This is a genomic window from Frigoribacterium sp. AP1 (genome assembly GCF_056680555.1).
Window position 1 is genome coordinate 662,866 of the sequence record NZ_CM155288.1, and the last position, 13,467, is coordinate 676,332.

A 13,467-nucleotide genomic window follows, 5' to 3' on the forward strand; every position below is an offset into this window, starting at 1 on the left:
CTACGGCCTCGTCAGCCCGAGCCGAGCCACCACCCACGCGGTCCCCGTGCCGAGCCCGCGCGACGCCGTGGCCCAGTCGTGGCCGCTGCGGGGTACCACCTCGCGCGTGACGTCCATGCCCGCTGCCCGGGCGGCCGCCGAGACGACGGGCATCACGGGCCCGTAGCGAGAGTCGGTCCCGCCGACCGCGAAGAACCCGGCACTGTCGGCGTAGGGGGCTCGTGCGGCCAGCACGGCCAGCGGCTGGGCCGCGGAGTAGGCCGCCCGGTCGCCGCCGAAGCCGCGCTCCACCGTCGCCCACGCTCCCCCGTCGAGCCGCGGCCCGATCTGGCCCGAGACGTCGACGAACGAGGCGAAGAGCTCGGGGTGCCCCGCCGCCAGTTGGAGCGAGCAGGTGCCGCCCTGCGAGAAGCCCGAGACCGCCCAGGCCCGGCCGGGTGCCTGGACCGAGAGGTGGCTCGTGATCCACCGGGGCACGTCGACCGTCAGGTAGGTCTCGCTGTGCCCGAGCGGGCCGTCGACGCACATCGGGTTGTTCGTCGGTCGCTCGAGCTGGTCGGGCATGACGACGATCGGCGCGAGGCCGTCGTGCGCGTGGGCGACGGTGTCGAGCGTCTCGACCATCCGCCCCGCGTCGACGAGGTTCTCGGGGGCGGCACCCGGGCCCTGTCCGGACAGGACGACGTCGACGGGCAGGGGCGGCGGATCGGCCACGAGCGCGGCGGGCGGCAGGTACACGAGGGCGTCCCGCGCGTCGAAGTGGGACACGGTCGCCGGGATGGCGACGCTGCCGAGCCGTCCCCGCGACGGCAGGTCGGCGGGTGCCCGCCAGGTGCGACCGAGGTCGGGGGCGGCCGGGGTCGACGTCCGGCCGGCCCGCACCGCCGCCGTCTGCGCGGCCGGGACGACGAGCGCCGGGACGTCCGAGATGCCGAGCAACGCTCCCACGGTCGGGAAGAGCCCCCCGTCCCGGTTGATCGCGAGTCCCGTGGCGAGGGCCGTCACGACGACCGTCGACACGGCGAGCACTCGGCGGCCGGCGCCTCCACGGACCACGGCGACCACGGCCGTGCTGACGACCACCAGCAGGGCCCCGACCCAGAGCCGGTCGACCCAGGTGGGCGGGACGTCGAGGACGTCCTCGACGTCTCCGAGCCACCAGGTGACCAGCGCGCCCAGCCCGGCCCCCAGGGCTGCGGCCCCGACGACCCACCGCCACCAGCTGCGCGCCCGGCGTGGGCGACGCAGCGTCAGGACCACGAGCGTCCCGGCCACCGCGTAGACGACGGCGAGGGTGCCGGCGGACACCAGCGAGAACCTCAGCACGACGGCTCGAGACGGGGCAGGACGGTCACGTCCGGGACGCTACCGAGGCGACTCGATGGGTGAGCCGTGAGCAGGCTGGAAGTCGCCTGACTCAGACCCAGCCCCGACGGGCGGCCTCGACTCCGGCGTGGAACCGGTTGCTCGCGCCGAGCTCGTCGAAGAGGGAGTGGAGGCGCCGCCGGAGCGTGCGGGACGAGATGCCGAGCTGACCCGCGATCACCTCGTCGGTCGCCCCCGCCGCCACGAGGGCGAGCAGGTCGCGCTCGGCGGGGGTGGGAGGTCGCATCGCGAGCCGCGCCTCCTGGTCCGGGGTCGGGGTGGCGACGCCGGACGGCGACGTCATGGTCGACGACGCCGCCGCCAGTCGCGCGGCCACCGAAGCCCAGTCGACCGCGGCGCGACCGGCACCCGGGGTGCCCGGCACGGGCAACGCGCTGCGCCACCGGGCCTCGAACAGGTCGTGGAGCGCGGCGACGAGCGGTTCGGACTCGGTCACGAGGGCCTCGGGCCGGTCGGGGTCGTGGCCGATCGAGACGAGGGCGACGCGGCGGTCGGCGACGGCGAGCTTGACCGGCAGGTCGTGGGTGATGCGGGCTTCTTCGCCGTCGGCGCCGAGGCGGTGCACGCCCTGCCAGCTGCCGTCGGCCGAGATGCTGGCGACCGTGTAGACCGCCCGCCAGCGCACCCCGCGCCCGAGGGCGACCCGTTGGGTGGACTCGTTCGACGCGACCACGTAAGGCGGACGGTCGAAGGCGACGAAGTCGGTGGTCGCGCGGTGCTCGAGCCGCGAGTACCAGTCGCCCACGGCCGCGTGACCGACGACGACCCGGGTCAGCTCGTCCGCGTCGTGCGGGCGGCGACCCTCGTCGAAGAGCGCCCCGAGCTCGGGCACCGCCGCCCGCACCTCGACGAGTGCGTCGGCTCGCGCCGCGACGACGGCCGGGACGGCCACGCGCGGGTCGACGGCCCCGTAGCCCTCGCCACCCGCCGACCGTTGGACGAGCCCGAGCGAACGGAGGCGCTCCAGGGCGGCCAGGGCCGTCGCCTCGTCGAGGTGCACGGCCCGTGCCACGGCCTCGGGCGTCGGCCCGGCCGCCGTTCCCGCGGCGTCCGCCACCCCGGCCCCGGCGACGACATGACGGTAGACCGCGACCGCCACGTCGTCGATCCCGAGGGCGGCGAAGGACGGAAGGGGCACGTGTCGATCTTGCCCCGTCCCAGCCGACTCTTGGTAGCGTCGTCCAGATGACCGGACACGGGGCGGGGCGGTGAGCCGCGAGACGATCGCGTCGCCGTCGGCGGCGAGGCTGCGCCGACCCGCTTTCTCGGTCGATCTCGCCGGTCGGTTCTCGGGCAGCTGGCGCAGCGTGCTGGTCGTCTACCTCGCGTCGCGGCTGTTCTCGACGAGCGTCCTCTTCGCCGTCTACGAGGTCGCGAAACTGGCCGGTGCGACCTTCATCACGCCGGGAAGCGACCGCAGCTTCCTCGACTTCACGTCGTCGTGGGACGCCGACCGGTACCGCACCATCGCGTTGCACGGCTACCCGTCGACCCTGCCCACCGACGCGACCGGCGAGGTGCTGCCGAACGAGTGGGCGTTCCTGCCGGTCTTCCCGTACCTCTGCCACCTGCTGATGGTGGCCACGGGCATGGACTTCATCGTCGCCGCCCCGCTGCTCGCCACCGTGTTCGGTGCCGGTGCGGCGATCGTCCTCCACCGCCTGCTCGTGACGAAGGTCGGACACACCGGCGCCCTCTGGGCCGTGCTGCTGTTCTGCTTCGGGCCGATGGCCTTCGTCATGTCGGTCGGCTACGCCGAGAGCCTCTTCCTGCTGCTGATGTTCGGCGGCCTTCTCGCCATGCAGCGACGGAACTACCCACTCGTGGCGGCGGCGGGCATCGTGGCGTCGTTCGTCCGACCCGGGGCGCTCGCCCTGGCGTTGGCGCTGGGCATCCACCTGATCGTGCGCTGGCACACCGAGCGGGAGCGGCCCGAGGGCCCGCCGGCGGGCGCGGGCGCGGGCCGTGCCACCGCCGCTGCCGCCGCCGCGCCGACCGGGGCGACGACGCGGTCGGCCGAGGACGCCGGGACGCCGCGGATCGCCGGGATCGACACCGCGCCTCCTGCACTCGTCCTCGCCGCCCGCACGTCGGCCCGACGCGCCTGGGCCGGGCTGCGCGAGTTCGTCGTCGGCGGTCGGATGCCCAAGCACGAGCTGACGACGATCGTCGTGGCGGGGCTGGCGATGGCCGCGGCGGGACTCGCCTGGCCGGTCGTCGCCCACGTGGTCACGGGCCAGTCGGACGCCTACCTCGAGACCGAGATGGCCTGGTGGGTCGACTACGTCGGCCGCCCGGCGTTCGTGCCGTTGACGCCGTGGTTCCTGCTGGCGGGCCGCTGGTTGGGCATCGGGGGCGTCGTGCTCGTACTGGCCATCGTCGCGTCGTTCACGTTCTGGATGACCCGCCGCTCGACCCTGCGGCTCGGCCACGAGGTCGTCGCCTTCGTCGCGGGTTTCTTCGCCTACCTCGTCGCGGTGTTCCTGCCGCAGCAGAGCCTCTTCCGGCTGCTCATGCCACTCAGCCCCGTGCTCGGCACGCCCGCGATCTCGTCGCGGCCGTGGTTGCGCCGGACCATGCTGCTCGGCGGTGCGGCGCTGCAGCCGGTCGCCGTCGTCCTCGTCTTCCTCTTCACCGCGCCGTAGCCGTCGTGGCGTAGCCACGGGCTGCGACGACGAGAGCACCGCCGAGCAGACTCGGCACCGTCGCATGTCACGGTGTCTCGTCCACTCGGCGGTGTCCGGCGGGCAGGGCGCAGCGCGTCTCCCCCGATGGCGCGGCGTGCTACGCGGCGGCGGGGACCAGCTGCATCGCGTCGGCGAGGAGCGCGACCGACCGGAGGCGCGCCTCCGTCGACGAGGCCGCGTGCGCGACGATCAGCTCGTCGGCCTGGGCGGTGCGGGCGAACTGCTCCATGTACTCTCGGGCGTCGCCGGGCGTGCCGACGGCGGTGTAGGTCGTCATGGTCTGGACGTGCTGGCCGACCGGGGTGCGCAGCAGGTGGTCGAGTTCGTCGTCACCGAACTCGCGCGTCGGGTCGATCTGGCCGCTCTGGCGCAGCAGCATCATCAGACGTTGACGCTTCATGGTGGCGAACTGGGCGTCGGCCTCGTCCGCGTCGTCGGCGACGACCGCGTTGACGGCGGCGAGCACGTACGGCTCGCTGAGCTGGGTGGACGGCTGGAAATCTCGGCGGTAGGCCGAGACGGCGTCGATCAGGTCGCCGGGCGCGAAGTGCGAGGCGAAGGCGTAGGGCAGACCGAGGGCGGCGGCGAGCTTCGCGCCGAAGAGCGACGAGCCGAGGATGTACAGCGGCACGTTCGTACCGGCACCGGGGACGGCCTGGACGCCGGCGACGCGGGACTCCCCCGCGAGGAAGGCCTGCAACTCGACGACGTCCTGCGGGAAGCGCTCGGACGACGAGGGGTCGCGGCGCATGGCGCGGAACGTGGCCTGGTCGCTGCCGGGGGCGCGGCCGAGGCCGAGGTCGATGCGGCCCGGGTGCAGGGTCTCGAGGGTGCCGAACTGCTCGGCGATGGCCAGTGGCGAGTGGTTCGGCAGCATGACGCCTCCGGAGCCGAGACGGATCGTCGAGGTCTGGCTCGCGATGTGGGCGATGAGCACCGACGTCGCGCTCGAGGCGATGGACGCCATGTTGTGGTGCTCGGCGTACCAGACCCGCCGGTACCCGCTCGCCTCGGCCTGCTGCGCCAGGGCCACGGAGGCCGCGAAGCTCTCGCGCACGGTCTGACCGGGTGCGACGGGGGCGAGGTCGAGGATCGAGAGGGGAATGCTCATGCGGGGGTGAACAACGACGGGCGTCGCCGTATGCCCCGAGACCGGAAACGAGTGGTCCCGAACTGTCCTTCGCCGACGGGCGAAGGACGATCCGGGACCACTCGTTGTGCGAACCGCGCGAGACGCGCGAGCCGGCCGCGAGGCCTACAGGCCGCGGGCGAGGCGGTGGTACGCGGCGTTCCAGGCGACCTCGTGACGGAAGTCGCGGATGCGGGTGTCCTCGTCGATGACGAGCAGCTCGGTCTCGACGATGCGCGCGAGGTCTTCGAACGCCTCGAGCCCGACCGCGGTCGACATCACCGTGTGGTGCGCGGCTCCGGCCGTCAGCCACGCCTCGGCCGACACGGCGAACGACGGGCGGGGCTTCCACACCGCGCGCCCCACCGGCAGGTTCGGCAGGTCCTCGTCGGGGTCGACCACGTCGATCACGTTGACCGTCAGGCGGAACCGGTCGCGCACGTCGCTCATCGCGACGACGACGGCCGGGCCGGGGTCCGCCGAGAAGACCAGGCGCACCGGGTCGTCCTTGCCGCCGATGCCGAGTGCGTGCACCTCGAGCGAGGCGCGGCCCGACGTCAGCGCCGGGCTGACCTCGAGCATGTGGGCCCCGAGGATCTTCTCCTCGCCGGGCACGAGGTGGTACGTGTAGTCCTCCATCAAGGAGGCGCCACCCGGCAACCCGGCGCCCATCACGTTGGCCGCACGCACCAGCACCGAGGTCTTCCAGTCGCCCTCGGCCCCGAAGCCGTAGCCCTCGGCCATCAGACGCTGGACCGCGAGGCCGGGCAGCTGCTTCAGTGCGCCCAGGTCTTCGAAGTTCGTGGTGAACGCACTGAACCCGCCGGCCTCGAGGAAGGACCGCAGACCGATCTCGATCGCCGCGCCGTCACGCAGCGACTGGTGACGCTCGCCGCCCGCACGCAGCGCGGGCACGACGTCGTACTCGGCCTCGTACACGGCGACGAGCTCGTCGATCGCCGACTCGGACGCCGCCGCGACGGCCTCGGCCAGCTCGTTGACGCCCCAGGTGTTGACCTGGACGCCGAAGGCCAGCTCGGCCTCGGTCTTGTCACCCTCGGTCACGCCGACGAAGCGCATGTTGTCGCCGAAGCGGGCCAGCTTGAGCGAGCGCATGGCCGAGGCCCCTGCGGCGGCGCGCATCCACGTGCCCACCTGCTGCTGCACGCGCGGGTCGCTGACGTGGCCGACGACCGTCTTGCGCGGCACGCCGAGACGGGTCTGCATGTAGCCGAACTCGCGGTCGCCGTGGGCGGCCTGGTTGAGGTTCATGAAGTCGAAGTCGATGTCGGCCCAGGGCAGGGCGACGTTCGCCTGCGTGTGCAGGTGGAGCAGCGGCTTGCGCAGGGCGTCGAGGCCGCCGATCCACATCTTGGCCGGGCTGAACGTGTGCATCCAGGCCGTGACGCCGATGACCGAGTCGTCGAGGTTCGCCTCGAGCATGGTGCGGCGGATCGCGTCGGCGTCGGTCAGCACGGGCTTCCAGACGAGGCGCACGGGCACGTCCGAGGCCGCGGCGAGCTCGTCGGCGATGGCACGCGACTGGTCGGCGACCTGCTTGAGGGTCTCTTCGCCGTAGAGGCCCTGGCTGCCGGTGAGGAACCACACCTCTCGCGAGGCGAGGAAGGCGGTGGGGTCGAGGGTGTCACTGGTCATTTCAACTCTCCTGCCGGCGCTTGGCCGTAGACGTTCTGGTACCGGTCGAAGAGGGCGTCGATGCTCTCTGCCGGGATGGGGATGGGTTCGCCGAGTTGGCGGGTGATGTGGACGGTCCGCGCGACGTCCTCGGTCATGACGGCGGCCTTGACCGCGTCGCGCGCGTCCTTGCCGATGGTGAAGACGCCGTGGTTCTGCATCAGCACGGCCCGGCTGCGGTGCCCCTCGAGGGTCGCGACGATGCCGCGGCCGATCGAGTCGTCACCGATGATCGCGAACGGCCCGACGGGGATCTCGCCGCCGAACTCGTCGGCCATCGCCGTGATGACGCACGGGATCGCCTCGCCGCGAGCGGCCCAGGCCGTGGCGTAGGTCGAGTGCGTGTGCACCACTCCCCCGACGTGCGGCATGGTGCGGTACACGTAGGCGTGAGCGGCGGTGTCGCTCGACGGGCTGCGGTCGCTGCCCGGCGTGCCCTCGACCACGGTGCCGTCGAGACGGCAGAGGATCTGGTTCTCGGCCGTCAGGTCGTCGTAGAGCACGCCGCTCGGCTTGATGACGAAGAGGTCGGTGCCGGGCACACGACCCGAGACGTTGCCACCCGTCCAGACGACCAGTCCGTAACGCACGAGCTCGGCGTGCAGGGTCGCGACGTCTTCTCGCGTCGCGTCGATGGCCGCCTGCGTCGAGCGGTCGATCCAGCCGGTCATGCGGTCACCTGCGCGTCGCTCGTGGCCGAGGCGGTGGCATCCTGCTCGACCGCGTCCGCACCCCGGGCACTCTCGGCGGTCGCCGAGGGACCCGAGGAGGCACGGGTCGCCTCACGACGCATCGCGCGCAGGCGGTGCATCACGTCGTTGCCGCCCCGACCGAACCAGTCGTGCAGCAGGAGGTACTCGGCGTAGAGCGCGTCGTACGCGTCGGCGGCCGCCTCGTCGGGCACGTAGGTCGCCCGGTCGACGCTGCCCATGGCCTCGGCCGCCGACCGGATGTCGGGGTAGGCGCCCGCGGCGACGGCGGCGTGGATGGCCGACCCGAGGGCGGGACCCTGCTCGCTCGTGATGGTCGAGATCGGCAGGCGCAGCACGTCGCTGTAGGTCTGCATCAGGTGGGCGTTCTTGAGCAGACCGCCCGCGGCGATGAACTCGGTGACCGGCACGCCGGACTCTTCGAAGGCCTGCACGATGCGGCGGGTGCCGAAGGCCGTGGCCTCGAGCAGCGCGCGGTAGCCCTCTTCGGGCGTCGTGCTGAGCGTCTGGCCGACGATGACGCCGCTCAGCTCGTGGTCGACGAGCACCGAGCGGTTGCCGCTGTGCCAGTCGAGCGCGACGAGGCCGTGGGCCCCGACGGGCTGCTCGTAGGCGAGGTCGGTGAGGTGCTGGTGCACGCTCTTGCCGGCCGCCGCGGCGGCGTCGACCGACGACTGCGGCACCTGGTTCTTCACGTACCAGGCGAAGATGTCGCCGACACCGGACTGGCCCGCCTCGTAGCCGTAGAGCCCGTCCACGATGCCGCCGTCGACGACGCCGCACATGCCGGGCACCTCGGCCAGCTTGTCGCCGTTCATGACGTGGCAGGTGCTCGTGCCCATGATGGCGACCATCTGACCGGGCTGGGTGGCCTTGGCGGCCGGGGCCGTGACGTGCGCGTCGACGTTGCCGACGGCCACGGCGATGCCCTCTGGCAGGCCCGTCCAGCCGGCGGCCTCGGCGGTCAGCGTGCCCGCGACGTCGCCCAGGGCGCCGATCTCGTGCACGACCTTGGTCTCGGCGAAGTCGGCGAAGTCGGGGTTGAGCGCCGCGAGGAACTCGCGGCTGGGGTACTCGCCGTCCTGGTAGATGCCCTTGTACCCGGCGGTGCAGGCGTTGCGCACGTAGCGCCCGCTGAGCTGCCAGACGATCCAGTCGGCGGCCTCGACCCAGTGCTCGGTCGCGGCGTAGACCTCGGGGTCCTCTTCGAGCAGCTGCAGGCCCTTGGCGAACTCCCACTCGCTCGAGATGAGCCCGCCGTAACGGGGGAGCCACGACTCGCCGCGTTCGGCGGCCAGCTCGTTGATGCGGTCGGCCTGCCCCTGGGCGGCGTGGTGACGCCACAGCTTGACGAAGGCGTGCGGTCGGTCGGCGAAGCGGTCGAGCTCGTTCAGCGGGGTGCCGTCGGCGGTGGTCGGCACCATGGTGCAGGCCGTGAAGTCGGTGCCGATGCCGACGATCGCGGAGGGGTCGACGCCCGACGCACGGAGGGCTTCGGGCACCGCGTTCTTCAGCACGTCGACGTAGTCGGACGGCACCTGGAGGGCCCAGTCGGCGGGCAGACGCTCGCCCGTGCCGGGCAGGGTGCGGTCGACGACGGCGTGCGGGTACTCGAACGTGGCGCTGGCCAGTTCGGCACCGTCACGGACACGGACGACGACGGCCCGGCCGCTGAGCGTGCCGTAGTCGACGCCGACGACGTACGTGTCGGCCGAGCTGCCGGCGGGATCGGGGACCCCGGTCGACGAGTCGGAGGGGATGGCGGTCTCGGCCATGGAACGTCCTTGTCCTGATGCGAAAGTGAGCGCTCACATTCTCACATGAGCGGGTGCGACCGTGCAATCTCGCACGGCCGGGTCGGAGCCCGTCAGCGGGCGGGGGCCGCCGTCGACCGGCGGACGACGAGCTCGGGGTCGAGCGCCGCCACGGGCGCCTCGTCGCCGGCGAGCACGGCCTCGACGGTCGTCATGAGCCGGCGTCCCAGCGCCTCGAAGTCCTGCCGCACGGTGGTCAGCGGCGGGACGAAGTGCTCGGCCTCGGGGATGTCGTCGAAGCCGACGATGCTGACGTCGCGCGGCACGACGCGACCGGCGTCGACGTAGGCGTGCACGACGCCGAGCGCCATCTGGTCGTTGCCGCAGAACACGGCCGTCACGTCGTCGCGGACGGCGAGCTCGCGACCGATGCGATGACCCGAGCCCGGAGTCCAGTCGCCGCGGAGCAGCACCGTCGAGTCGACGCCGAGCCGGGCGCAGGCCTCGCGCCAGCCCCGCTCGCGGTCGCGGCCGTCCATCCACCCGTCGGGCCCGGCCACGTGGGCGATGCGGCGGTGCCCGAGCGACACGAGGTGCTCGACGGCGGCCTCGGCCCCGGCGGCCTGGTCGAACGACACCGTGTGGTGGCCGTCCTCGGCCTCGCTGTCGGCGGTGACGAGCGGCACCGAGACCCCGGAGCGACGCAACACCTCGAGCGCCTCGGCGTCGGGCGCGATGAGCACGATGGCCGCCACGTTCTGGCCCACCAGCGAGTCGAGCGCCTGGCGCATGCCCTGCCGGTCGTCGACGTCGAGGGTGGCCATCGACACCTGGTACCCGGCGCGACGGGCCGCTCCGTTGAAGCCGTGCATGGTGCTCGACGGCCCGTAGAACGGGAACCCCGTGCTGATCACGCCGAGCGACTTCGTCTTGCGGCTGGCCAGGGCGCGGGCGGTCAGGCTGGGCCGGTAGTTGAGCTCGTCGATGGCGACGTCGACCTTGGCCTTGGTGGCGGGACGGACGGTGGGATCGCCGTTGACGACCCGCGACACGGTCTGGTGCGAGACGCCGGCCGCGGCCGCGACGTCGAAGAGGGTTGCCACGAGGTGATCCTAGTTCGGTTCGGTTTTCGGACGACGGTGTCCTGGTCGGCCGACCCGCGCCTCCTGCGGTCGACCGGATGCCCGCCCGAGGGCGGAGAGACGAGGAGGCGCGGCTCCCGTGACCGGGAACCGCGCCTCTCGCGGATGGTCGCGACCCGTTACTTGCCGGACGAGGCGGCGCGACGCTTGTTGAAGACGTCGAACGCGACCGCGGCGAGCAGCACGAGGCCCTTGATGAGGGACTGGTACTCGGTGCCGACACCGAGGATCGACATGCCGTTGTTCAGGATGCCGATGATCAGACCACCGACGATGGCGCCGGTGACCGTGCCGATGCCACCGGTGACGGCGGCGCCACCGATGAACACGGCCGCGATGGCGTCGAGCTCGAACCCGTTGCCGGCGCTGGGGCTGGCGAGGTTGAGCTGACCGGTGAAGACGACGCCGGCCAGGGCCGCGATGACGCCCATGTTGACGAACAGGAGGAACGTGACGCGCTTCGTCTTGACGCCGGACAGCTCGGCGGCGTGCAGGTTGCCACCGATCGCGTAGACGTGACGACCGAACACCGAGTTCTTCATGACCATCGAGTACGCGACGACGAGCACGGCGAGCACGACCAGCACGATCGGGGTGCCCGAGTAGCTGGCGAGCAGGAATCCGACGTACATGACGAGGGCGACCGTGAAGACCATCTTCGTGATGAACCACAGGAAGGGCTCGTCCTCGAGCTGGTACTTGCGACGCGTCGCACGTCCGCGGAGGCCGGTGCCGATCAGGGCCAGCGAGGCGACGGCGCCGAGGACGAGCGTGAGCGGCTCGTAACCGGTCGTGCCGAAGGCGGGCAGGAAGCCCGATCCGATGTCGCGGAACCCCTGGGGGAAGGGCGAGATCTGCTGGCTCTGGAGGGCGATCTGGGCGGCACCGCGGAACGCGAGCATGCCGGCCAGGGTGACGATGAACGCCGGGATGCCGAAGTAGGCGATCCAGAAGCCCTGCCAGGCCCCGACCAGGGCGCCGAGCACCAGGCAGAGCACCACGGCGAGCGGCCAGGGCAGGCCCCACTGCGTGATCATGACGCCGGCCATCGCGCCGGTGAAGGCGACGATGGACCCGACCGAGAGGTCGATGTGGCCGGCGATGATGACCATCACCATGCCGATGGCCAGGATCAGGATGTAGCTGTTCTGCACGACCAGGTTCGACACGTTGATCGGCGCCAACGTGATGCCGTTCGTGGTGATCTGGAAGAACAGCACGATGACGATCAGCGCGATGAACAGGCCGATCTGGCGCAGCTGACCGCCGAGGTACGAGACCGCACCGACGATCGGGTTGCCGCCCGAGCCGGATTGCGGCTGACGGGAGGTGGGCGACCCGCCCGTGGGCTTCGGGTCGGTGGCCTGGGTGGGGCTAGGCGCGCTCATTGACGGGGCTCTCTCGTTCGAGGGTCATGTACTTCAGGAGGAATTCGGGGGTCGCCTCGGCGATCGGCACGTCGGCCGTGATGCGTCCCTCCGAGAGGGTGTAGATGCGGTCGCAGATGCCGAGCAGTTCGGGCAGCTCGGACGAGATGACGATGACGCCCTTGCCCGCGTCGGCGAGCTGGTTGATGATCGTGTAGATCTCGTACTTGGCCCCGACGTCGATGCCACGGGTGGGCTCGTCGAGGATCAGCACGTCGGGGTCGGCGTACATCCACTTCGACAGCACGACCTTCTGCTGGTTGCCGCCCGAGAGCTTGCCCGTCACCGACGCCACGGTGGGCGCCTTGATGTTCATGCTCTTGCGGAAGCGCTCGGCGACGGTGCTCTCTTCGGACCGGTTGACGAAGCCCCAGTTCGCGAGCTTGCCGAGGGCCGAACCCGACACGTTGCGCGTGATGTCGTCGATCAGGTTCAGGCCGTATTTCTTGCGGTCCTCGGTGGCGTAGGCCAGACCCGCGGCGATGGCCTTGCTGACCGTCGACGTGTCGATCTTCTGCCCCCGCTTGTAGACGGTGCCCGAGATCCCGGTGCCGTAGCTCTTGCCGAAGACGCTCATCGCGAGCTCGGTGCGTCCGGCACCCATCAGCCCGGCGATGCCGACGATCTCGCCGGCCTTCACCGTGAGGTTGGCCTGGTGGATGATCTCGCGCGTCGAGTCGAGGGGGTGGTGGACTGTCCAGTCCTCGATGCGCAGCAGTTCTCCGCCGACCTTCGAGTCGTGGGCCGGGTACCGGCTCTCGAGGTCACGCCCGACCATGCCCTTGATGATCCGGTCCTCGGACACCTCGTCGGCGTGCATGTCGAGCGTCTCGATCGTCTTGCCGTCGCGGATGATCGTGACCTTGTCGGCGATCGCCTTGATCTCGTTCAGCTTGTGGCTGATGATGATCGACGTGATGCCCTGCCCCTGCAGGCTCTTGATCAGGTCGAGCAGGTGCGCCGAGTCGTCGTCGTTCAGGGCGGCCGTCGGCTCGTCCAGGATCAAGATCTTCACGCGCTTCGAGAGCGCCTTGGCGATCTCGACCAGCTGCTGCTTGCCGACTCCGATGTCGACCACCTTGGTGATCGGGTTGTCGCGCAGGCCGACGCGGGCCAGGAGGCCGGCGGCGTCGAGGTTGGTCTTGTTCCAGTCGATGAAGCCGTTCTTCGACTGCTCGTTGCCGAGGAAGATGTTCTCGGCGATCGACAGGAACGGGCTGAGGGCCAGCTCCTGGTGGATGATGACGACGCCCGCGGCCTCGGAGTCGTTGATGTTCTTGAAGTCGACGGGCTGGCCGTCGAGCAGGATCTGGCCGTCGAACGAGCCGCTCGGGTAGACGCCCGAGAGCACCTTCATCAGCGTCGACTTGCCGGCGCCGTTCTCGCCGCAGATCGCGTGGACCTGGCCGCGCTCGACCTCGAGCGTGACGTCCTGCAGGGCCTTGACGCCGGGGAACGTCTTGGTGATCTCCCGCATCTCGAGGATCGTGTTCGCCACGTGTTCCTTCTTCCGTGTGTCGGGTGGGTGCCGCTGGGG

General features: G+C 71.4%; 10 protein-coding genes. 1 reads left to right on the forward strand and 9 read right to left on the reverse strand.

All coding sequences use genetic code 11. The features are described 5' to 3' along the window. Together AC1MBW_RS03150 and AC1MBW_RS03155 are read right to left on the reverse strand one after the other, a co-directional pair. Nucleotides 1-1,308 carry an alpha/beta hydrolase gene (locus AC1MBW_RS03150; protein ID WP_480025408.1) on the reverse strand — a complete coding sequence of 436 codons (1,308 nt, stop codon included), beginning with the start codon at nucleotides 1,306-1,308 and terminating at the stop codon, nucleotides 1-3. Between the two features lie 109 nt (nucleotides 1,309-1,417). Then, entirely contained in the window at nucleotides 1,418-2,524 is a 1,107-nt protein-coding gene (locus tag AC1MBW_RS03155) for a helix-turn-helix transcriptional regulator (RefSeq protein ID WP_480025409.1), read from the reverse strand. A gap of 70 nt (nucleotides 2,525-2,594) precedes the next feature. On the opposite strand from AC1MBW_RS03155, the gene AC1MBW_RS03160 reads away from it, so the two are divergent. Continuing rightward, nucleotides 2,595-4,031 (forward strand): mannosyltransferase family protein, encoded by a 1,437-nt coding sequence (locus AC1MBW_RS03160; protein ID WP_480025410.1) that lies wholly within the window; start codon nucleotides 2,595-2,597, stop codon nucleotides 4,029-4,031. A gap of 139 nt (nucleotides 4,032-4,170) precedes the next feature. On the opposite strand, the gene AC1MBW_RS03165 is transcribed toward AC1MBW_RS03160, so the two are convergent. From AC1MBW_RS03165 to mmsA, 7 genes are all read right to left on the reverse strand, one after another. Next, on the reverse strand, nucleotides 4,171-5,184 hold the full coding sequence (locus AC1MBW_RS03165) for an LLM class flavin-dependent oxidoreductase (protein WP_480025411.1): 1,014 nt from the start codon (nucleotides 5,182-5,184) through the stop codon (nucleotides 4,171-4,173). Nucleotides 5,185-5,328: 144 nt separating this feature from the next. After that, nucleotides 5,329-6,858: an L-arabinose isomerase gene (araA, locus tag AC1MBW_RS03170; RefSeq protein ID WP_480025412.1), complete on the reverse strand. Its 1,530-nt coding sequence runs from the start codon at nucleotides 6,856-6,858 to the stop codon at nucleotides 5,329-5,331. Continuing rightward, entirely contained in the window at nucleotides 6,855-7,568 is a 714-nt protein-coding gene (locus AC1MBW_RS03175) for an L-ribulose-5-phosphate 4-epimerase (RefSeq protein ID WP_043595113.1), read from the reverse strand. Before AC1MBW_RS03175 ends, araA begins: the two co-directional genes overlap by 4 nt. Beyond that, on the reverse strand, nucleotides 7,565-9,382 hold the full coding sequence (araB, locus tag AC1MBW_RS03180; protein ID WP_480025413.1) for a ribulokinase: 1,818 nt from the start codon (nucleotides 9,380-9,382) through the stop codon (nucleotides 7,565-7,567). Before araB ends, AC1MBW_RS03175 begins: the two co-directional genes overlap by 4 nt. A gap of 92 nt (nucleotides 9,383-9,474) precedes the next feature. Further along, nucleotides 9,475-10,464 (reverse strand): LacI family DNA-binding transcriptional regulator, encoded by a 990-nt coding sequence (locus AC1MBW_RS03185; RefSeq protein ID WP_480025414.1) that lies wholly within the window; start codon nucleotides 10,462-10,464, stop codon nucleotides 9,475-9,477. Between the two features lie 158 nt (nucleotides 10,465-10,622). Next, nucleotides 10,623-11,891, reverse strand: a complete 1,269-nt coding sequence (gene mmsB / locus AC1MBW_RS03190; protein ID WP_082383656.1) for a multiple monosaccharide ABC transporter permease — start codon at nucleotides 11,889-11,891, stop codon at nucleotides 10,623-10,625. Further along, nucleotides 11,878-13,428, reverse strand: coding sequence for a multiple monosaccharide ABC transporter ATP-binding protein (mmsA, locus tag AC1MBW_RS03195; RefSeq protein WP_480025415.1), 1,551 nt, complete (start codon nucleotides 13,426-13,428; stop codon nucleotides 11,878-11,880). Before mmsA ends, mmsB begins: the two co-directional genes overlap by 14 nt. Between the last annotated feature and the right edge of the window lie 39 nt (nucleotides 13,429-13,467).

Excerpts from the sequence above, each read along its gene's own strand:
- AC1MBW_RS03165 (WP_480025411.1), bottom strand. The coding sequence starts at position 5,184 with ATGAGCATTCCCCTCTCGATCCTCGACCTCGCCCCCGTCGCACCCGGT.
- araA (WP_480025412.1), bottom strand. The coding sequence starts at position 6,858 with ATGACCAGTGACACCCTCGACCCCACCGCCTTCCTCGCCTCGCGAGAG.
- AC1MBW_RS03175 (WP_043595113.1), bottom strand. The coding sequence starts at position 7,568 with ATGACCGGCTGGATCGACCGCTCGACGCAGGCGGCCATCGACGCGACG.
- araB (WP_480025413.1), bottom strand. The coding sequence starts at position 9,382 with ATGGCCGAGACCGCCATCCCCTCCGACTCGTCGACCGGGGTCCCCGAT.
- mmsB (WP_082383656.1), bottom strand. The coding sequence starts at position 11,891 with ATGAGCGCGCCTAGCCCCACCCAGGCCACCGACCCGAAGCCCACGGGC.